Here is a 19,716-nt window from a genome sequence, read left to right on the forward strand (position 1 = left end):
TGGATGGTGTGATCAGTGCGAGTGGCCGTGGCCGTCACCAGACTTGGCAGGCTCAGCGACGGGTTCGGGAGCGCCGGGCACGAATCCACGGAGCTGCGACAGGCTGAACGCGCCGCTAACGGCCACGACGTCGCCGGGCACGAGACCCTTGACAATCTCGATGACCCGGTCATCACGCACGCCGACGGCGACGTCGCGTTTCTTGAAGACCTCATTCTCTCCCTTGCCCTCGCGCACGAACACGTACTGCATCGGGCCTTCCTTCACGACCGCCGACGCAGGCACCACGACTGCGCCGTCGTTTGTCGAAAGCACCACGCTCAGGTCTACGAACTGTCCTTGTCGCAGCAGCCCCTGCGGGTTATCAACGTCGATGATGACGTGCGCGGTGCGCTTGGACGCATCGATCACGGGGCTGAGGAACCGAACAACCCCTTCGGCAACAACTTCGCTCGCGGCCGCCACACCTCTGCGGACCCGTACCTTTGCGTTCGCCGCTGCCTCCACCCGCGAGAGCAGGCCTTCGGGCAGTTCTCCCTCGATCTGCACCCGCGAGAAGTCTCCGATGCTCACGATGGGACTTCCAGTGCCGACGCCCTCACCGATCACTGCCGTTCGGTTCACGACCACGCCGTCTAACGGGGCGAGGAGGCGGATAACACCCGTTGCGTCAGCGCCCGCTCCAGAAGGGAGCGTCGCGCGGAGGGCCTCGGCGGACGCCCGCGTGGCCTCGATCTGACGACGTAAGGAATCGGCGTCGGTCCTTGCCTGTTCGAGGGAGACCTTGCGGAGCGACGCGTCGGTGCGGAGACGGATCGCCTCGCCCCTACGCTGCGCCAGCAGATTCGCCGACACGCTCTCGCCGGCGGACACCAACCGATCCACCTCCGACTCGGCGAGAGCCGCGCTCTGTTCGGACGCAGGCGCCTCGATCTCGATCGATGCGATCTGCGACATCGCCCGCCTCTGTTCGGCGCTAAGCCGTTCGGCCTCCGACTCCAGCCGCCGGACCTCGAACAAGGCCCGGGCCAGTTCCGGTGACTCGACCTCAGAGATCAGATCACCCTTGCTCACACGGTCGCCGGGTTGCACCGCGATCGAGCGGACCACGCCCGCGTAGGTGGCTGAGACACCGGCAAGCGCCCCGGGCTGGGCGCGGACCATGCCCGTGAGACGGACGATGTCCTCGACGTCGCCAAAGTCCACCTCGGCGGTCTTGAGCCCGATGGCGAAGGCGGTCGCTTCGGTGACCTTCTTGGGGGCGTTAGGGTCAAACGTCGCGCCCGTGGGCTTGCCGTGACCTTCGTGCGCGTACACAGGAATCAGGATGGCCGCGGTCGCGAGCGCCAGTGCGCCCGCTGCCAGGGCCGCGCGTGAGCGGACCATGAGCAATCTCCAAATGAGGACGGGAAACCGAAATGTGGTAGGGGATGCACCCGCCGCGCCGTGACGCGAACAGGGCTGTGAGCGCGATGCGACCATCCGTTAGACGAGTGGTGCTCGACAACGGCTGGTCTCAAGTCGCTTTGCTACACAATGAGCGCGCAATGCATGCGCAGCAGGCTCGTCGGAGGTCGGGCGCAGGCCCAAACTTCACCGCTCACGAACGTGTGGGAAGGTTCAGGAGCAGCCCACGCAACCGTGGCCCAGTTGAGAATCGCAACGAGCACCGTGGTCGGTAGCTCGATGGTCGGCTTCTCGCCCGCCATCATCTTCGCCTGGTTTTTGCCACAGGTACAGTCGTGCTTGTCGGAGCCATCCTCGGGCGAGACCGGGGCCTGATGGTGATCGCCACCGGAATCACTGCCCTTTGAGCCCGAGTGGTGGCATCCTTTGTGGCCGTGCTCTTCCGCCGCGAGTTGACGGTCCCCATCAACCGAGGAAGCTGGCACGCACGAAGCACAAGCACTCACCCACGAGTGGAAATTGCAGCAGCAGAACGGCACCACCACTGCCAAGAGCAGGGTGACAAAGGTCCGGAAATGGCTGCTGCGAGTGAGCATACTGCGGGGGAGTATATCGGTCTTCCAAGGAGTACGTCAACAGCCTGTGCCAAGTTCGATGGCCAGAACAAAAACGCGGCCTCAGAGCCATCGACTCGTCCTGACACTACCACGCCGTGGCTAGGGCAGAACGTCCTTCGAGCGGCGGTACGTCGGCGATAAAGCGGGACCGGGTCTGATCGCTCGGTTGTCAACCAATACGACTACGTGGCGCTGCAAGTCCACCGACGTACTTCCACCCGGCGGTCGGGGAGGAAAAGTCCAAGCCCGACACAGCTACCCATCTCGGGGCGGCGCATCTCTTTGCCGGGACGTGGGTAGAAGCCAATCGCGGCCGCCACGCTCGCTTATGGCATGACAACTCAGGTTACTGATGCACGTACATCGCTGTCGCATTGACCACCAGCGACTTGCCGTCGGAGGCGGCGACCTTGCCGACGACAACGACCTCGGACAGTTCCTTCAGTCCGCGACGGCCCTTCATATCCGTCCTCAGAATCTGGCCTTTGGCGTCCACGATCTGCACCGTCACCGAGTTCGCCAGGATGTCCGCCTTGGTCTCGCAGCAGTAGTCCCAGGGCTTTGAGCACTTGTCGTCGGGGTTCTCGTTGCAGGCCTTCAACCCGCGTCCCATGAGGGTGAGCACGGTGCGCCCCGCGACGAACGGCTCCTTGCTGCCGCCAATGCGCCCACGCAGCACGACCTCCTCGCCGACCTTGGGAGCGGTGGCCGCCTTGCGGACTTCCGAAACGTCCTTGGCGTTCTCCGGCTGCGTGCTGACGAACAGGCCCGTGGGCAACGCGGCTTTGGGAACGTGCACGGACGTCGCGGTCAGCACGAGCGCGTCGGTCCCGTTGGCGGTCTCGACCTTGCCCGTGACGAAGACTTCCGCGCCCGGCTTGAGCCCGTGCTCGCCGCTGAGACCAAATCGCGCCGGCTTGCCGTTCGCATCGACGATCTGCACCGTGGCCCGGCCTTCGGCGGGAATGTCGCACGCGGTGTCGGGCAGTTTGTCGCTGGGCGGGCAGCACCCCTTGCGCGTCGTCTCGTCCACCAGCGTGAACATCGCGCGATTCTCGACGAACGCGTCCTTCGACATCGCCACGTTCCCGCGCACGGTGATCGTCTCGCCCACCTTGGCCGACTTCATCGCCGCGGTGATCTCCAGCGCATTCGCGGGCAATTCCGTCTTGAGCAGCCTCTTCACGTCACCCGCGCTCTTGACCTGCGCCTGCGCAGCCTGCGGCAGCATCACCACCGCCGCGCCGCCCAGCAGCGCCGCCGCCAGCGTCATCGTGCGGACCACACTCGTCATCTTCGTCATCATGGTTGTCACGTCGAAACTCCTTGAACAGATTGCAGCACTCTCTTCGCCGCGCGGCACACGCCGCGACAGCGCACACGTCCATCATCACACCGCCTTGAGCGCGACGGGGATCGTCGGCCTCAGGCAACGAATCGCCGGGGGCAACGCGCCCACGACGCCAAGGGCCAGGCCCGTCAGCAGCCCCAGCCCGATCACCGTCTCATCAATCTTCAGTCCAAACGCCCCCATCGAGAACCGCACCGCCAGCCCGTCGAGCAGAAACACGCCGATCGCGCACGCGATGAGCCCGCCCGCCGCCGTCGCCAGCGTCGATTCCTGGATCATCGACCACACGATCGCCAGCCGCCGATAGCCGATGGACTGCAGCGTGCCCAGTTCGCGGATGCGCGACGCGAACGCGGCGTACATCGTGTTCAGCCCGCCAAACAGCCCGCCGACGGCGATCAGCCCCGCCGTCACCCACGCGACGATCTTGATCGGCCCAAAGAAACTCGCTAGTTTGCCGTAGTACTCGCGCTCGGTCATGGGCACGAGTTCCAGGTCCGGCCGCGTCTTCGTGAAGGCCGCGATGTCGCCAAAGTCGGCCCCTTCACCCGTCGCCTCGTTGTACGGATCGAGCGTGAGGACGACGCATGAGATGGTCTCGCGTTTGGTGGCAGTCATGAGGTCCGCCAAGGGCAGCCAGACCTCCGCCTCGACCACCGTCCCCGGCGCGCCGAAGCGCCCGACAATCTTCCAGGGTCTACCGTCGATGATGATCGCCTTGCCGACCTGCAAGTCGATCTCAGCAGCCCCCAGCACAGTCGCCGCCATCCGCCCAACCATGACTTCATCGGCTCCGGAGACTGGCCAACGTCCCTCGGTGAGCGACACCGACTCGTGGACGAGTGCCGCGGCGGGGGTGATTCCACGCATCATGACCTGTCTTCCCTTCGGCTTGGGCATCGAGGCAGCGCTCGAACCCTGAGCGACTGCTGCCTGTGCTCCGCTTGGTGGGTTCGTCGTGCTCGCCGTGGCACCCACTCGGACAGGCAGCATGACGTGGACCTCGGGCGAGACGTACGCGACGCCCGCCCGCGTGCGGACGCCCGCGACGCTCGCCGCGAGCACGCCCGGCACGCCCGCCTCGATCTCCGAACGCTCGACGCTCTCCTCGCTACCCGCGCCCATGAGGATGACGTTGTGCTCGCCGCCGGTCGCGCGCAGCGCCGTGCTCATGCCGCTGACAAACCCGCCCGCGACCAAAATGAGCAGCACCACCATCGCCGACCCGGCGACGGAGAGGAACAGCCGCGAGGGCGAGCGCCCCAAGTTGCGGACGGCATAGGCAAAGGGAAGAAGTCTCATGGAGTCCTTTCTCACACCGCCCTGAAACAAGACGCAATCTCACGCCGCCCGGCTCGCCACGCGGGCACGAGGCCGGCGACGATGCCCACGCCCGCCGAGATGACAAGGCCCAGGGCCATGACCGACCATGATGCGCTCACGCTGATGGACAGTCCTTCCTGCGAGAGCGAGAAGTTGCCGAAGTGGACGACCGCGAGGGCGATGCCCGTGCCCAGCGCACCCCCCAGCAAGCCGATGAGCATCCCTTCGCTGACAATCAAGCGGGCGATAAGCCCAGAGCGGAACCCCAGCGTCTGGAGCACGGCGTGCTCCTTGATGCGGTCCTGCACGCTCAGCACGATGGCGTTGGCGACCAGCGCCAGCACCGCCGCGAGGCAGCCCCAGCCCAGCCACTGCGTGAACTTGACGATCTCGACGATGTCGGCCCCGGCCTGCGCGACGAAGGCCTTTTCGGGGCTGGTCATCGTCGGGTCGGCCTCGGCGCGAAACTCCGCGTCGATTGCCTCGGCCACCTGCTCCATCTTCGCCGGGTCATCGACGCGCACGGTGAACTGCGTGACGCTGCCAAGCCCGCCGCCCTTGCCCGCGGCCTGCTGAAGAAAGTCGAGGTGGACATAGGCCACGTTCTGGTCCTGGGCTTCGGGGGAGCGGATGATCCCCGCGACCGTGACGGTGATGCCCGAGGCGTCGAAGGACTCGCCGACCTTGAAGCCGCGCCGCGCGGCGAGCGTCTCGCCGACGAGGGCCGAGTCGGAGCGCTTCTCCCACTCGGCCACCGACCCGGCGATGAGTTGCCACTTGCTGGCCCAGCCCGTTGGCCCAACCAAGTCTTCTCGCGGCACGCCCCGGAACGTGACGACATCCAGCGAGGCCCGGCAATTGTTCACGATGATCTTGACCGGCACCGCCGAGACGACGCCGGGGATCTTCTCGATCCGGTCCACGTAGAACTGCGGCAAGCGGCTCGCGGCGGGGCAAAAACGGTTCTCGCGGTAAACTACCAGCGTGGTGTCGCCCGCAGCGGCCTGCGTCGATTGGCGCACGCCCTCCTGCAGCGTCTGCACGGCGATGAACAGGAACATGGCCACGCCCACGCCCAGGAGCGTGAGGATGCTGCGGACGCGGTGCCGCCAGAGTTGCTTGACGACGACGGGAATGAACTTGGGGGCGATCATGGGTTACGACTCCTGCAACTGGTGCGCAGCGCGGCGGGCAATCAGCGTTTGGGCTTCGACCAGTCGGCCCTTCTCAAGGTGCAGCGTCCGCTTGGCGTAGGCGGCGCTCTTGGCGTCATGGGTCACGAGGATCAGGGTCTTGCCGAGGTCGTCGCAGAGCCGCGTCATAAGGTCCATGATGGCGGCGGCGGACTCTTGATCCAGGTCGCCCGTCGGCTCGTCGCCGACGATGATGGTGGGGTCGGTGACGATGGCTCGCGCGATGGCGACCCTCTGCTCCTGGCCGCCCGAAAGTTGGCGCGGGTAGTGGTCGTGCCGATCGGCGATGCACACGAGCTGCAGCGCGGTCTGGACCTTCTCGTGGCGGTCCTTGGCCGAGAGCCGGTGGAGCAGCAGGGGCAGCTCGACGTTCTCATAGGCCGTCAGCACCGGCACGAGGTTGTAGAGCTGGAAGACGTAGCCCACGTGCGTGCTCCGCCAGTCGGCGAGCTTGCTCCGCGAGAGCGAAGCGATGTTGGTGCCACCGATGATGAGCTCGCCGCCGCTGGGACGGTCGATCCCGGCGATGAGATTCAGCAGCGTGGTCTTACCGCTGCCCGAGGGGCCCATGAGCGCGAGGAAGTCGCCCGCGGGCACGTCAAGGTCGAGTTCCTGCAGCGGCGTGATGGTGTTGTCACCCTTCTTGTAGGTCTTGGTCAGGCGGCGGCACTGGATCAGCGGCGGGCCAGACGGGGAGGATCGATGATTCGTGTCGCTCGTGGTCATGGGTGAGTGCTTTCGTGCGGCGAACGTGTCGCCGGTGTGGTCTTGAATGATGCGTTACGGCGCGGTCGGACTGGGCGTTGCCGCTGCGGTGGTTCGTTCACCGAGGAGCTTGAGGCGAGTGCCGTCTTGGATGGCCGGAGGTTTGGGAGGGTCGAGAATGACGCGGTCGGTCAGGCGCAGGCCGCTGGTGACGGCGGTGAACCCTTCGTCCGCCGAAGACGCGGTGGCGATGTCGCGCCGGCGCGCGACCGGGCTGCCGCTGCTGGTGTCCACGATCCAGACTTGGCCCTTGTCCTCACCCGTCGACGTCACGGCGGCGGTCGGCACCAGCAGCGTCATGTCGGCGCTATCCCCCTGACCGGACGTCGCGCCGCTGTGTTGGCCGCTCGCGCCGCTGTGCCGCGAGGCGAGCGCGGGCGCGTGGAGCTTGACGCGGGTCAGCATCTCGGGCTTGAGCACGGGAGAGGGCGCGTCGAGCGCGACCTTGAACTGCACGGTGTTGCGCTGGATGTTGGCCTCGTGCACGACCCTCGACACGACGCCGGTGAACGTCTGGTCCGCGAGCGCCTCGGTGCTGACCGTCGCCCGCGTACCGACGCCCACCTTGGCGGCATCGGCCAAGGGCACATCGACTCGGACCTGCAACTTTGCGGGGTCGTAGATGCGCAGCACAGCCCCCGCCGTGCCAGACATGCCTCCGCCCGCGCCCGCTTCGCCAGACTTGGCCCCCATGCTGATCCGCGAGCCCGGCTCGACGAGCCGGGCCAGCACCACGCCGCTCGCGGGCGAGCGCACCTCCATTCGCTCCAGTCGCAGCCTGGCCTCGTCACGCATGACGTGTGAAGCGGCATGGGCAGACTCCGTCTGGGCAAGGGCCGCGCGGGCCTCGCTCACCATCTTCTCCGCCGTCCTGACCTTGGCGTCAAGCCCATCGAGGCGAATCTCCATCCTCCGGAACGTCCCTTCGCTGAGGCCCCCCGTCGCGACGAGGTCGCGCTTCCGCGTCACCTCGTCGCGCAATTCCGCGGCGGTGGTGCGTTCAACGTCGACCTGCGACTCGGCCGTCGCAAGGGCGGCACGGGCTCGCGCGACATCGGACTCGCGCTCCGCGATCACGGCATCGGTGGCCCGCACGGCCAGCCGCGCATCGTCATCGATCATGCGGGCGACCACCTGGCCGACTTCGACCCACTCCCCTTCGAGCACCAGCACCTCCCGCACCACGCCTTCGGCGAGCGCGGGCACGCTGATGGCGTATGGCGAGGGCTCGATCCAGCCCGGTGCCTGCACCGCAACCGCGCCGAGCGCGGCGGTGGATGGGGGCGACGACGCGGACGATGCGTCGGTCGGGTCCGCGCCCGTCGCTCCAGCGGCTGAATCCGTCTCGGGGCGAGGTGGTGCCGCCGCACTCCCCTTCGGGATGGCTGCGGCGACATAGACCTGCAGCCGAGGCTGGAGCGCATCCCGTGCGGCATACGCGAGGAGCCCGCCGGTGGCGAGCAGCACAGCGGCGGGCACGACAAGCCGCGTCGCCCATCGTGCTTTGGGGCGAGGGATGGACGTGGTCGCGCCAGCGCTCGCAGGCGGTAGTGCGGTTGAGATGTCAGTTGGTTGCGCTACCCGTCTGAGGGTCCGCAGGTCGGTCTGCGTAGTGGCCATACATGGTTCCTGCATCGCGCCGAGTCCGGGCGCGCAACGTGACGACGAACCTCGCGCCCGCGAACTGGAGTCGCTGCGTCAAGGACGATGCGGACGAAAACCGTCCGTTGCAGGATGGAACTAGACGATCAGCGCGCAGTGCCACCGCTGAGCATCGCGGTTGGCTCTGATGAATGGTGGATCAGACCTCCACCGAGGCGGCAACTCAGCGGCCAGAGTGTCATTCGGCAGAAGATCCCACAGGATCGCGAGAGCACCCGTTGCCAGAGCGTTCCATTGCTGGTCGATTGAGGGCAGCCGGGAATCCACAGTGAGACCTGCGCCGCCCGAAGTCCCCTGGCATGTTGGACATGAAGGGCACTGGCCCGGTGGAGGCGTTTGCTCATCGTCACCAGGGTCGCCTGAACGATCGTGGGCCGAATCCTGTGCGGCTTCTCCATCGCAAGTGCCGCAGCACGATTTCAACTTCACCGCAGCCGCGTGCCGCCCGTCGCAAAGGCCTCCTGCAAACGCCGCCGCCTGGCAGCAGCACAGCGGCGTGACGACGCCGATGAGCAGAGCGACCAGTATGCGGAGGAGGGGGTGTTTCACGGAGGTGATAGGTATATCGGCAGGAGAGCCGATCTGTTCATTGTACGCCCGAGCCGCGCTACCGTTCACATTGGTCACGCGACCTGACCCTTCCGTAACCCGAACAGTGAGGGCGTGTTGCCGCACTCGGGTATGCTTTGCGTTGGCTATGGCAACGGCCGATACTCGCTGAAGGACTGCCCGTGAACTCAGCTGTTCGGAGCTCGGCCCGCAGGATGTCCTTCGGCTGAACCGGTCATCAGCACACAGATTTAGTGGATATGGTGGTTCAGATGAGTGCTCGCAAAGACCGATAGTCGATTCGTGAACTTTCGGGCGCGAATCCCGTATACTGTCCATCCGAACCCCAATGCACCAGCCATTGCGACATCGCCTGATCACGCTCCTCTGTCTCGTGGCCTTTGGCCTCGGGCAGGTGCTGTTCACATCGATGGGTGTTCGGTGCACAGACGCTTCGGGCGAGAGCCGCATTGAGCTCGCGTGCCTGAAATCTTCAAGCGGCGCGTGCCTGACCCCCTGCATCGATGCGTCGGATCACGTGGTGGACGAAGATCACTCGTCCGACCCGATCGTCCCGACGCCGTGTGAGGACGAACCGCTCGGCTCACAGGTTTCTGGGGCCAAGGTGATTCCGTCGAGCGTTTCGCTGGACCCGGTCCTCAAGGCTGTGGTCGCGGCTGTGCTCTGGAACGTTTGGTCCGTTGACGGTGACCAACCCGTACGGTTTGCCGCCTCGGTGCCCGATCGCGAGCGTCCGCCGGATTCCCTGGCGCGTCTTCGCACGATCATCCTCGTCATCTAGTTGTGCATAGCTCGATCTCCTCTGCCTTTCTCAGGGCGAGGTGATCGAGTTGTCATTGCGCACCGGCATGCGCGGTCATTGCACCGCGCGCCCACCTCGCCCTCTGCGCGGCGAGCCTCAAACTCTGCAGTCCTGACCTCGTGACCAGCCACGGTCCGGAGCCGCATCGGCCTCGGATCGCGGCGAGCCGCGCGGTGCCAAGGGCATTTCGAACCCTCGTGCTATGCAAAGGCGACTCATGAATTCCACAACCATCCATATCGATGAAACTCGCATGCGGCGATTCGTCACGCGTTTGGCTTTCCTTGCCGCAGCCGTGATGTTCGCGGGTTGCCAGTCCACTCCGCGGGCGGACGTGGACGCCGCGCTGAGCGCCAGCGAAGCCGCCGGACTCTCGGCGCCGATCGAGTTCATCGTTGTCGGACCCGACGGTGGACCGCTCGATGAGTCAAACCCAGCCGGCGGATCGCTCACGCTGGCCGACGCTCTGAGGCGGGCGGTCACCACCGATCCCGGACTCCAGGCGGCGATGGCGAGAGTGCGGATCGCGCTCGCGGACGCGGACCAGTCTCGGCTGCTCCCCAACCCCGTGCTCAACGTCGTGCTCCGTTGGGGGCCGGGCAAGCCGCAGATCGAGGCATCGCTTGCACAGGACTTTGTGCAGGCCCTCCAAATCCCTCGGCGCTCAAGCGCCGCCGACAACCGACTCCGGCAGGCGGCCGCCGACGCGGTTACGGTCGCCATCGACGTTGCCAGCGAGGTCCAGGAGCGGTACGCGACGGCCCAGGCATCGGCCGAACTTGTCCCTTTGTTGCGTGATCGAATGGTTCTACTGGAGCGGCTGGGGGCGGTGGCCAGGTCCAGGCTCGACGCGGGAGAGGGCACACGCAGTGACCTTGCCACGCTTCAGGCCCAGCGTGTCGAGTTGCAAGTCGAGATCGATCAGGCGGTGCTCTCTGAGCGAGAAGAGCGACTTCGGCTTGCAAGGCTCATCGGTGAGCCGTCGTCGGCGGCGGGGTGGACTCTTGATCCCTGGACCGCTCCCGGCACCGATCTCCAGCCGGAGTCCCGCTGGGTCGACATGGCCCTGTTGCGACGTCCAGAGATTCAGGCGATCGCGTGGAAACTCAAAGCTCTTGGCGACGACGAGGCAATCGCCCGTCTCCTGCCGTGGGAGGGCGCGAGCGTCGGGGTCGATGCGCAGCGGGACGACAAGTGGTTCGCTGGGCCGTCTGTCTCAACGCCGCTGCCCATCTTCGACATGGGCCAGGCGAAACGAGCGAGAGTCACCGCGGAGCAGTTAGAAGCACGACATGAACTTACGCTGGCCAGGCGCAAAGTCGTTGAAGAGGTCCGCGTCGCGTACCAGACGATGACCGCGAGCAACGCCAACCTCGCCCGTATTCGCAACGAACTGATCCCGCTCCAGCAGCAACGCCGCACGCTTGCGGAGGATGGGTACCGCGCCGGGCAGAGCGACGTGACCGCCCTGTTCCTGGCCGAGCAGGACCTTCGACTGTCCCAGGCCAAGGCGATCGAGGTCGAGCGTCAGGCCTCGACGGCGTTCGTGCGTCTTCAGCGGGCTGTGGGCGGACCGGGCGTTGCGCAGCCCCTGATGGCCGTGCCCACGTCAGCCACACCGGTTCAACCTGATCAAACGGCCGGAAGCGCAATCGCTCCGCCGCTGTCGGCCTTGGCCCCGCCGTCGAACCGCTAGACACCGCCACTCACACACCGCATCCCTGCAAGCAGCATCCTGACTCCGAGAGTACCCATGACCACATCAACGATGAAACACTCATTCCTGACTCGCTTCCGCACACCAGCGTTCGCCGCAGCACTGGCGATGCTGACCATTGCCAGCGGATGCAAGAAGCACGCCGAAGGAGACGGTCACGACCACGGCTCAAAGCCTCCCGCGAAGGCCGACGATCACGCTGGTCATGATCACGGCGGTCAAGAGGAGGGAGGTGGTGCGCACGCGGACGAGGTCAAGCTGACGGCGGACGCGATCACGCGGTATGGCGTCAAGGATGAGGCTGCGCAGCTCTGGATCCTCAAACCCACGGTGCTTACGCCCGCGCGTGTCGCGTTCAACACCGAGGCGATGGCCCACGTCGGCTCGCCTTTGCGGGGACGCGCCGTTGAAGTCAAGGTCCGACTGGGCGACACGGTGAAGGCCGGGCAGGAACTGGTTATCATCGAGAGCCCTGAGCTGGGCGAGGCACAAGCCGACTATCTCCAGAAAAGAACGGCCGTCCTGACGGCCGGTCCTGCGGTCGAACTGAGCAAGATCGCCTGGGAGCGTGCGAAGGGGCTGTTGGAGCAGTCGCAGGGCATCTCGCTCACAGAGGTGCAGCGCCGCGAGGCCGAGTACAAGGCCGCCATCGCCAACGTCAAGGCCGCCGAGGCGGCTTCGATGGCCTCCGAGAACCGCTTGCACCTGCTCGGCATGAAACAGGAAGCGGTTGCTACGCTCGCCGCGTCGAGTGAGATTGCCCCGCGGCACGCGATCAAGGCCGCGATCAACGGCCAGGTCGTGCAGCGCGAGGTCACGCTCGGCGAACTCGTCGGCCCTGATCGCGAAGCTCTGATGATCTTGGCGGACACGCGGCTGCTGTGGGTGTTGGCCGATGTGCCCGAAGCAAAGCTCGCGGGCATTGCCGTGGGCGCGAAGGCGTGGATCACGATCGGTTCTACAACCGGCACAAGCGACGGTATCGCGGCCCCGAAGTTCGAGGGAACGGTCTCCTTCATCGCCCCGCTGGTGGACCCAACGACCCGCACCGCCCAGGTGCGGATCGATGTGCCCGCGTCGCTCGAGAATGGACTAACGCTTAAGCCGGGCATGTTCGCGCAAGCCGAAATCGTCGCCTCCCTCCCCGGCGGAGCAGATCCCGCGCCGACGATCGCCGTGCCCGATGAAGCCATCCAGACCGTCGAGGGCGGGCCGGCGATCTTTGTGCCCGTCGCCAACGAACCCAACACCTTCGCCAAGCGAGCCGTCACCGTCGGCAGGCCCATCGGTGGCCTGGTTCCCATCTACTCCGGCCTGGTCGAGGGCGAGCGGTTCGTCATCGCTGGCACGTTCATCTTGAAGGCAGAGCTCGGCAAGGGCTCCGCGGCACACGAGCACTAAACACCACTGCCGCATTAGGAGCCCATATCAATGCTTGAAGCACTTCTTCACTTCTCGATCAAGAACCGCTGGCTGGTCGTGATCCTCACGGCGGTGGTCGCGGCGGTGGGCTTCTTTCAACTCAAGAAGCTCCCCATCGACGCCGTGCCCGACATCACCAACAACCAGGTTCAGATCAACGCCGTCGCGGCGAGCCTCTCGCCCTTCGAGGTCGAGCAGCAGGTGACGTTCCCGATGGAGAATGCGATGGCCGGCATCCCCGGCCTGCAATACACCCGCTCGCTGTCGCGCAACGGGTTCTCGCAGGTGACCGTCGTCTTCGAGGACGGCGTGGATATCTACTTCGCCCGCCAGCAGGTGGGCGAGCGCCTGCGCGAGGCGGCGGGCGCGCTGCCGCCGGGCGTCGAGACGATCATGGGCCCGATCGCCACCGGCCTGGGCGAGGTGTACATGTACACCGTCGAGTACGAGCACCCGCGCGGCAAGGGCGCGAAGGTCGAAGACGGCAAGGTCGGCTGGCAATCCGATGGCTCGTATCTCTCGCCCGAGGGTCGCCGACTCACCACCGAGGTCGAGCTCGCCTCGTATCTGCGGGAAGTGCAGGACTGGATCATCCGGCCACAGCTCAAGGGCGTGAAGGACGTGGCGGGCGTGGACGCCATCGGCGGGTTCGTCAAGCAGTACCACGTCCAGCCCGACCCGATGAAGCTCGTTTCTTATGGGCTCACGTTCCACAACGTGATCGAGGCGCTAGAGAAGAACAACGTCTCCACCGGCGCTGGATACGTCGAGCACAAGGGAGAGAGCTATCTCGTCCGGGCCACCGGACGCATCCAGTCCATCGAGGAGATCGAGAGCATTGTCGTGGGCACACGCAGCGGCGTGCCGGTCTACGTGCGTGATATCGTGGGTGTCAACGGCGTGGGGCTCGGCCGCGAACTCCGCACCGGGTCGGCCAGCGAGAACGGCGAGGATGTGGTCGTGGGCACGGCCATCATGCTCATCGGGGCCAACAGCCGCACTGTCGCTGCAGCGGTTGACGCCAAAATGAACGAGATTCAGCGCTCGCTGCCCGAGGGGATCAAGGCCAAGACGGTCCTCAACCGCACCAAACTTGTGGACGCGACCATCGCCACGGTACAGAAGAATCTGCTCGAAGGGGCGATCCTCGTCATCGTGGTCCTGCTGCTCTTGCTGGGCAACTGGCGGGCCGCGCTCATCTGCGGCATGGCGATCCCCCTGTCGATGCTCATGACCGCTACGGGCATGGTGCAGACGCGGGTCAGCGGCAACCTGATGTCGCTCGGCGCGATCGACTTCGGCCTGATCGTGGACGGGGCGGTCATCATCGTTGAGAACTGTCTGCGCCGCTTGGCCGAGGAGCAGCATCACAAGGGGAGGTTGCTCACCTTGCAGGAACGCCTGCACATCGTCTTCGACGCCAGCAAGGAAGTCCGTAAAGCCACGGCTTTCGGCGAGGCGATCATCATCACGGTCTACTTCCCGATCCTCGCCCTCTCGGGCGTTGAGGGCAAGATGTTCCACCCGATGGCCATCACGGTCATCCTTGCTCTCATCGCGGCGTTCATTCTCTCGCTGACATTTATTCCCGCTATGGTCGCCCTGTGCATCACCGGCAAGGTGACGGAAAAGGACATGTTCCTGATCCGCTGGGCCAAGAAGGTCTATGAGCCGGTGGTCCGCTGGGCGGTCAAACTCCGCTACGCCGTCGTTATCGGTGCGGTGGTCGCGTTCCTTGGTTCGCTGGCCCTCTTCACGCGCCTGGGGCAGGAGTTCGTGCCCACGCTGGACGAGAAGGACATCGCGATGCACGCCATGCGCATCGCCTCCACAGGCATCACGCAGTCGCAGAAAATGCAGTACGACGTGGAGAAGGCGGTGTCAGCCTTCCCCGAAGTCGCGTTCGTCTACTCCAAGACTGGCACGGCGGAACTGGCCTCAGACCCCATGCCGCCCAACGTCTCCGACACCTTCATCATCCTCAAGGACAAGACGCAGTGGCGGAGCGAGGCGGAGCTCGACAAGCTCATCGTCGAGAAGACCGAAGAGATGGAGCGCATGGGCTCGCACGGCGGCGGCCATGACGACCACGGGCACGGCGGCGAGGAAGGCGGCCACGCCCACGGCCCGCCGCCCGAAGGACACAAAGGCAAGGTCATCAAACTCCTGGAACTCACGCTCCAGACCGTCCCGGGTAACAACTACGAGTTCACACAGCCGATCCAGATGCGATTTAACGAGCTCATCTCCGGCGTGCGCGGTGATGTCGCGGTCAAGGTGTACGGGGACGACTTCGCGTCGATGCAGAAGACCGCCGCCAGCGTGCTGGCGACGTTGCAGAGCGTTCCCGGCGCGGCGGACGCCAAGGTCGAGCAAACCGAGGGCCTGCCGGTGATGACCGTCGAGCCGGATCGCGCGGCCCTGGCGCGCTACGGGCTCAACGTGTCGGATGTGCAGGAGGTCGTCGCGGTGGCGATGGGCGGCCGCGAGGCGGGGCTCGTCTTTGAGGGCGACCGCCGCTTCGACCTGGTCGTCCGCTTGCCCGATGACCTTCGCGGCAAGATCGACATGCTCGAACGCCTCCCGATCCCGCTGCCACGCGGCGAGAGCGAGCCCAGGGGCGTCATCCAGACCGCCAGCATCGACGGCGGCACCGGATTGCTTCAAGGACGGGAGGAGATGGGCTTTGTACCGCTGGGCGCTGTGGCGAGGGTCGAGATCGCCGAGGGTGTCAACCAGATCAGCCGCGAGAACGGCAAGCGGCGCATCGTCGTGCAAGCCAACGTGCGCGGGCGGGACTTGGGCTCGTTCGTCAACGAAGCACAGGCCAAGATGGCTCAGGTCAGCCTTCCCGCCGGGCAGTGGCTGGTCTGGGGCGGGCAGTACGAGAACCTGGTCGCGGCCAAGGCGCGGCTGACCATCGTGGTGCCGATCTGCTTCCTGCTGATCCTGCTGCTGCTCTTTGCCACGTTTAAGAGTTTCAAGTACTCGCTGCTGGTCTTCGCGGCCGTGCCGCTGGGCCTGACCGGCGGCGTGATCGCGCTGTGGGTCCGGGACATGCCCTTCTCGATCTCGGCGGCGGTGGGCTTCATCGCCCTCTCGGGAGTGGCGGTCCTGAACGGGCTGGTCATGATCATCTTCATCAACCAGTTGCGGGAGAAGGGCGAGAAACTCGAAGACGCCATCATCCACGGCTCGATCACGCGCCTCCGCCCGGTCCTGATGACCGCGCTGGTCGCCTCGCTGGGCTTCGTGCCCATGGCCCTGGCGCGCGGCACCGGCTCGGAGGTGCAACGTCCCCTCGCCACAGTCGTCATCGGCGGCCTGATCTCTAGCACGCTGCTGACGCTCATCGTGCTCCCGGCCCTCTACCGCATCTTCACAGGCACGAGCCAAGACGGCAAGCCCGGGCCCAGGCCCGAAGTGTGGGAGAAGGATGAGCCCGTCGCAACCCCCGCGCTTGCGGTCGCCGCGCCGCAGACCGCGGCCGCTGCGTCGGTCGCTCCGCCCGTTCTGTCGCAATCGCCCGCGCCGAGTTCAACGCCGCCCTCGCCCCCGCCTGCCCAGCCTGCTTCTCATTGAGTCGTTCGCCCGCACCCACCGGCGCGTGCCGGATGGGAACCACGCGGGCGCGCATGTTTGGTGTCCTCAGATAGGAGTCTTTCGATGAACCAGTCCAGTCTTTCGAGCGTTCCCCGTTCCAAGTCCGTGCTCGTGGGCCTCGCCGCGGGCGTGGGCCTCACCGCCCTCGCGGCGGTCATGATGGGCCAGGGCGCGAGCCAGCCCATGAAGTCCGAGCCGCAGTACTTCGTCACCCCCGACGGCGACGGGGCCCACCTGTGGGTCCGCGAGGGCACGGCCCTTCGCGTCGTCGCCCACGGCGAGTGCAAGGAGTGCAAGGCAAAGGGTCATGACGATCACGGCCACAAAGAAGGCGACGGCCACGACCATTCCAAGGACGCCCCCAAGAAGTAACTTTCCAGCTTCGCGGCGGGTTCACACGCGCCCGGAGCATTTCCCATTCAAGGAGTTTCAATGCGCTCATTACTTACTGCTGTTGCCCTGTCGTGCCTGTTGGGCGGTTGCGCCTCAGATCGTACTGATCTGGTCAAGACGGGCTATCTCTCGCTTCAACCGACCTTGACAGCTTCGTTGGCGCATCCGCCAGAGGTGTACGAGCGGGACGACGGACTTGTCATCGAGGGATGGCTTGACTCGTCGGAGGTCACCAAGGGTGGGCACGTTGACATCCAGGTGATCGGCCCCGACGGCACGGTGGCCTACGACGCCGCAGTGAACTATCGCAAGCCGTCGTCACAGACCCCGATCGGCCCCAGGGGCTCATATCGAGGGCCGCGCACGCAAACGGACAGCCATGCCACCTACTCAGTGCGGTTCCCCGGTCTCCCACCCCAAGGATCGGTGGTCCGCGTGAAGTACGATCCCCAGCCGCACCGGACCGAAGCGCCGAAGTGAGCCATGCCGACCAGCACGTTCATCATCCCGGCGCTGGACTGCCCTACCGAGGAAGCGTTGATTCGCCGACGCCTCGGGCGGCTGGAAGGCGTGTCTGAGCTGCGGTTTGACCTTATGGGGCGTCGTCTGACCGTCGACCACAGCCCTGCCGATGACGCTGCCATCGTCGCGGCGCTTGTCGACATCGGGATGGACCCAACGCCCACGTCGCACGGTTGCGGAGCAGCAATGCCGGCCATCGTGTGCAGTGACGGTGGACGTGCGCTAGGCACGCCAGTGGACGCCGCTCCGCCACGCCCGTGGTGGCGGAGGCACGGGCTGTTCGCGCTCTCCGGCGTGTTGGCCGCTGGGGCAGAGGGGATGTTCTTCGCCGGCGTGCAGGAGAGCTCTTGGCCGGTCGTCGCAACGGCCGTGACGTCGATTGCGCTGGGAGGGTTGCCGACATTCCGCAAAGGTTGGACGGCCCTGCGGACGTTCACACTCAACATCAACTTCCTGATGACCGTTGCGATCATCGGCGGCGCGGTAATCGGCGCGTGGCCGGAGATCGCGCTCGTGACGTTTCTCTTCGGCCTGGCGGAGTTGATCGAGGCGAAGGCCCTCGACCGCGCCCGTAACGCCGTGAAGGGGCTGATGGCGATGGCCCCGGATGTGGCGCGCGTGAAGCAGCCGGATGGGTCGTGGCGAGAGAGAAACGCAGGAGATGTGCCCGTGGGCGCAGTCGTGCAGGTCAAGCCGGGCGAGCGGCTCGCGCTTGATGGCGTGGTGGTCGCGGGCGAGTCGAGCGTGAACCAGGCCCCGGTCACGGGCGAGTCCGTGCCAGTCGATAAGGTGATGGGCGACAAGGTCTTTGCCGGGACCATCAACGAGTCGGGCGTGCTGGAGTTCAAGACCAGCGGCGGCAAGGACCAGACCACGCTCGCCAAGATTATTCGGACGGTGCAGGAGGCGCAGGGGAGCCGCGCACCGACGCAGCGGTTCGTGGACAACTTCGCCAAGGTCTACACGCCCATCGTCTGCGTCGCTGCGCTTCTGATCGCGGTCGTGCCGTGGCTGGCGTTCGGCCAACCGTTCTATCCCTGGCTCTACAAGGCGCTCGTGCTCCTGGTGATCGCGTGCCCGTGCGCTCTTGTGATCTCAACGCCCGTGACGGTGGTGAGCGGGCTGACGGCGGCGGCCCGCCGAGGCATCCTCATCAAGGGCGGCGTGCATCTGGAGAACGGCCGCAAGCTCAAGGTCATCGCGCTGGACAAGACCGGCACCATCACCGAGGGCAAGCCGCGCGTGACGGATGTGCAGCCCATCGGCGGCGCGAGCAAGGATGAAGTCCTCCGTATCGCCGCGAGCCTCGATGCGCTCTCGCAGCACCCGGTGGCCCTCGCGGTGGTGGCGGCTTGGGAAGGACCGCGCCAGAGCGTCGAAGGGTTCAAGTCGCTGACGGGGCGGGGCGTCGAGGGAAAGATCTCGGGCGAGACGTACTTTGTAGGCAACCACCGCCTCGCCGAGGAACGCACCGTCTGCTCGCTGGAAGTCGAGGCGGTGCTGGCGCACTTCGAGGTGCAGGGGAAGACAACCGTCGTGGTCGCCTCGGCGACGCGGGCACTGGGCGTCATCGCCGTCGCCGACACGCCCCGCGAGACCAGTGTCGAAGCGCTCAAGCAGTTGCACGGATTGGGCGTCAAGACGCTCATGCTCTCTGGCGACAACCAGGCGACGGCGGGCGCGATCGCCAAGGCGGTGGGCATCGACGACGCCAAGGGCGGGATGCTGCCCGAGGACAAACTCGCCGAGATCGAGCGTTTGCTGAAGAAACACGGCGACGCGGTAGGCATGGTGGGCGACGGTGTGAACGACTCGCCGGCGCTCGCCCGCTCCACCATCGGCTTCGCCATGGGCGCTGCGGGCACCGACACCGCTCTCGAAACCGCAGATGTGGCCCTGATGCAGGATGACATGCGAGGTCTGCCAGAGTTCGTCCAGCTCTCACGCCGCACCGGGGAGATCCTGTTCCAGAACATCGCTCTTTCGATCGGCATCAAGTTAGTCTTCTTCGGCCTTGCGCTCGGCGGCGCGGCCACGATGTGGATGGCCGTGATCGCCGACGTCGGGGCGAGTCTGCTTGTGGTTGGGAACGGCTTGGGGACCCTTCGTGTGGCGCAGTCTCGCTCACGTGCCAAGGCCAGTTTGCTACACCATAATCCAGACGGCGAAGCTGCGCAACCGTCCGATTCGCCGAACCACTCTAACCTCAACACGTTAAAACCCAGCGACAGTCTTTAACATATAGGCATCCACTGGATCTAAGAGGGTGGACCGACGAGGATTCCAGTTTTTTGACACCGCGCCGAACGCCGCCGGAGGGAGGGGATAGAAGGGGCTCACCATTCGCCTGTGCGACGTCGATAGCCATC

13 protein-coding genes are annotated in these 19,716 nt (G+C 65.8%); 6 read left to right on the forward strand and 7 right to left on the reverse strand.

Annotated elements, in window-relative coordinates:
* Positions 1–12: 12 nt before the first annotated feature.
* From IPK69_00145 to IPK69_00175, 7 genes are all read right to left on the reverse strand, one after another.
* On the reverse strand, positions 13–1,386 hold the full coding sequence (locus IPK69_00145) for an efflux RND transporter periplasmic adaptor subunit (GenBank protein ID QQS09080.1): 1,374 nt from the start codon (positions 1,384–1,386) through the stop codon (positions 13–15).
* A gap of 143 nt (positions 1,387–1,529) precedes the next feature.
* The gene (locus tag IPK69_00150; GenBank protein QQS09081.1) at positions 1,530–2,003 is read right to left on the reverse strand and encodes a hypothetical protein; all 474 of its coding nucleotides are present in this window, start codon (positions 2,001–2,003) and stop codon (positions 1,530–1,532) included.
* A 367-nt stretch (positions 2,004–2,370) separates the two neighbouring features.
* Entirely contained in the window at positions 2,371–3,339 is a 969-nt protein-coding gene (locus IPK69_00155; GenBank protein ID QQS09082.1) for a hypothetical protein, read from the reverse strand.
* Positions 3,340–3,414: 75 nt separating this feature from the next.
* Positions 3,415–4,677, reverse strand: coding sequence for an ABC transporter permease (locus tag IPK69_00160; GenBank protein QQS09083.1), 1,263 nt, complete (start codon positions 4,675–4,677; stop codon positions 3,415–3,417).
* An 11-nt stretch (positions 4,678–4,688) separates the two neighbouring features.
* Positions 4,689–5,852, reverse strand: a complete 1,164-nt coding sequence (locus IPK69_00165) for an ABC transporter permease (protein ID QQS09084.1) — start codon at positions 5,850–5,852, stop codon at positions 4,689–4,691.
* A 3-nt stretch (positions 5,853–5,855) separates the two neighbouring features.
* A complete protein-coding gene (locus IPK69_00170) occupies positions 5,856–6,617 on the reverse strand; it encodes an ABC transporter ATP-binding protein (GenBank protein QQS09085.1) in 762 nt (253 codons plus the stop codon).
* Positions 6,618–6,671: 54 nt separating this feature from the next.
* Positions 6,672–8,276, reverse strand: coding sequence for an HlyD family efflux transporter periplasmic adaptor subunit (locus IPK69_00175; protein ID QQS09086.1), 1,605 nt, complete (start codon positions 8,274–8,276; stop codon positions 6,672–6,674).
* A gap of 940 nt (positions 8,277–9,216) precedes the next feature.
* Between IPK69_00175 and IPK69_00180 the strand changes: the two genes are divergently transcribed.
* From IPK69_00180 to IPK69_00205, 6 genes are all read left to right on the forward strand, one after another.
* Complete coding sequence (locus IPK69_00180; GenBank protein QQS09087.1) at positions 9,217–9,669, forward strand: hypothetical protein; 453 nt, start codon at positions 9,217–9,219, stop codon at positions 9,667–9,669.
* 274 nt (positions 9,670–9,943) lie between these two features.
* Positions 9,944–11,386, forward strand: coding sequence for a TolC family protein (locus IPK69_00185; GenBank protein ID QQS09088.1), 1,443 nt, complete (start codon positions 9,944–9,946; stop codon positions 11,384–11,386).
* A gap of 57 nt (positions 11,387–11,443) precedes the next feature.
* Complete coding sequence (locus IPK69_00190; GenBank protein ID QQS09089.1) at positions 11,444–12,808, forward strand: efflux RND transporter periplasmic adaptor subunit; 1,365 nt, start codon at positions 11,444–11,446, stop codon at positions 12,806–12,808.
* A 30-nt stretch (positions 12,809–12,838) separates the two neighbouring features.
* Complete coding sequence (locus tag IPK69_00195) at positions 12,839–16,411, forward strand: CusA/CzcA family heavy metal efflux RND transporter (GenBank protein ID QQS09090.1); 3,573 nt, start codon at positions 12,839–12,841, stop codon at positions 16,409–16,411.
* 84 nt (positions 16,412–16,495) lie between these two features.
* Positions 16,496–16,804, forward strand: a complete 309-nt coding sequence (locus IPK69_00200) for a hypothetical protein (protein QQS09091.1) — start codon at positions 16,496–16,498, stop codon at positions 16,802–16,804.
* Between the two features lie 504 nt (positions 16,805–17,308).
* Complete coding sequence (locus IPK69_00205) at positions 17,309–19,585, forward strand: heavy metal translocating P-type ATPase (protein QQS09092.1); 2,277 nt, start codon at positions 17,309–17,311, stop codon at positions 19,583–19,585.
* Positions 19,586–19,716 lie beyond the last annotated feature (131 nt).

Source organism: Phycisphaerales bacterium, assembly GCA_016699835.1.
In the GTDB taxonomy this organism is placed as follows: domain Bacteria; phylum Planctomycetota; class Phycisphaerae; order Phycisphaerales; family UBA1924.

Bases quoted from the DNA above. Each gene is read 5' to 3' on its own strand.
- IPK69_00145 (QQS09080.1), bottom strand. From the start codon at position 1,386: ATGGTCCGCTCACGCGCGGCCCTGGCAGCGGGCGCACTGGCGCTCGCG.
- IPK69_00150 (QQS09081.1), bottom strand. From the start codon at position 2,003: ATGCTCACTCGCAGCAGCCATTTCCGGACCTTTGTCACCCTGCTCTTG.
- IPK69_00160 (QQS09083.1), bottom strand. From the start codon at position 4,677: ATGAGACTTCTTCCCTTTGCCTATGCCGTCCGCAACTTGGGGCGCTCG.
- IPK69_00165 (QQS09084.1), bottom strand. From the start codon at position 5,852: ATGATCGCCCCCAAGTTCATTCCCGTCGTCGTCAAGCAACTCTGGCGG.
- IPK69_00170 (QQS09085.1), bottom strand. From the start codon at position 6,617: ATGACCACGAGCGACACGAATCATCGATCCTCCCCGTCTGGCCCGCCG.
- IPK69_00175 (QQS09086.1), bottom strand. From the start codon at position 8,276: ATGGCCACTACGCAGACCGACCTGCGGACCCTCAGACGGGTAGCGCAA.
- IPK69_00180 (QQS09087.1), top strand. From the start codon at position 9,217: ATGCACCAGCCATTGCGACATCGCCTGATCACGCTCCTCTGTCTCGTG.
- IPK69_00185 (QQS09088.1), top strand. From the start codon at position 9,944: ATGCGGCGATTCGTCACGCGTTTGGCTTTCCTTGCCGCAGCCGTGATG.
- IPK69_00190 (QQS09089.1), top strand. From the start codon at position 11,444: ATGACCACATCAACGATGAAACACTCATTCCTGACTCGCTTCCGCACA.
- IPK69_00195 (QQS09090.1), top strand. From the start codon at position 12,839: ATGCTTGAAGCACTTCTTCACTTCTCGATCAAGAACCGCTGGCTGGTC.
- IPK69_00200 (QQS09091.1), top strand. From the start codon at position 16,496: ATGAACCAGTCCAGTCTTTCGAGCGTTCCCCGTTCCAAGTCCGTGCTC.
- IPK69_00205 (QQS09092.1), top strand. From the start codon at position 17,309: ATGCCGACCAGCACGTTCATCATCCCGGCGCTGGACTGCCCTACCGAG.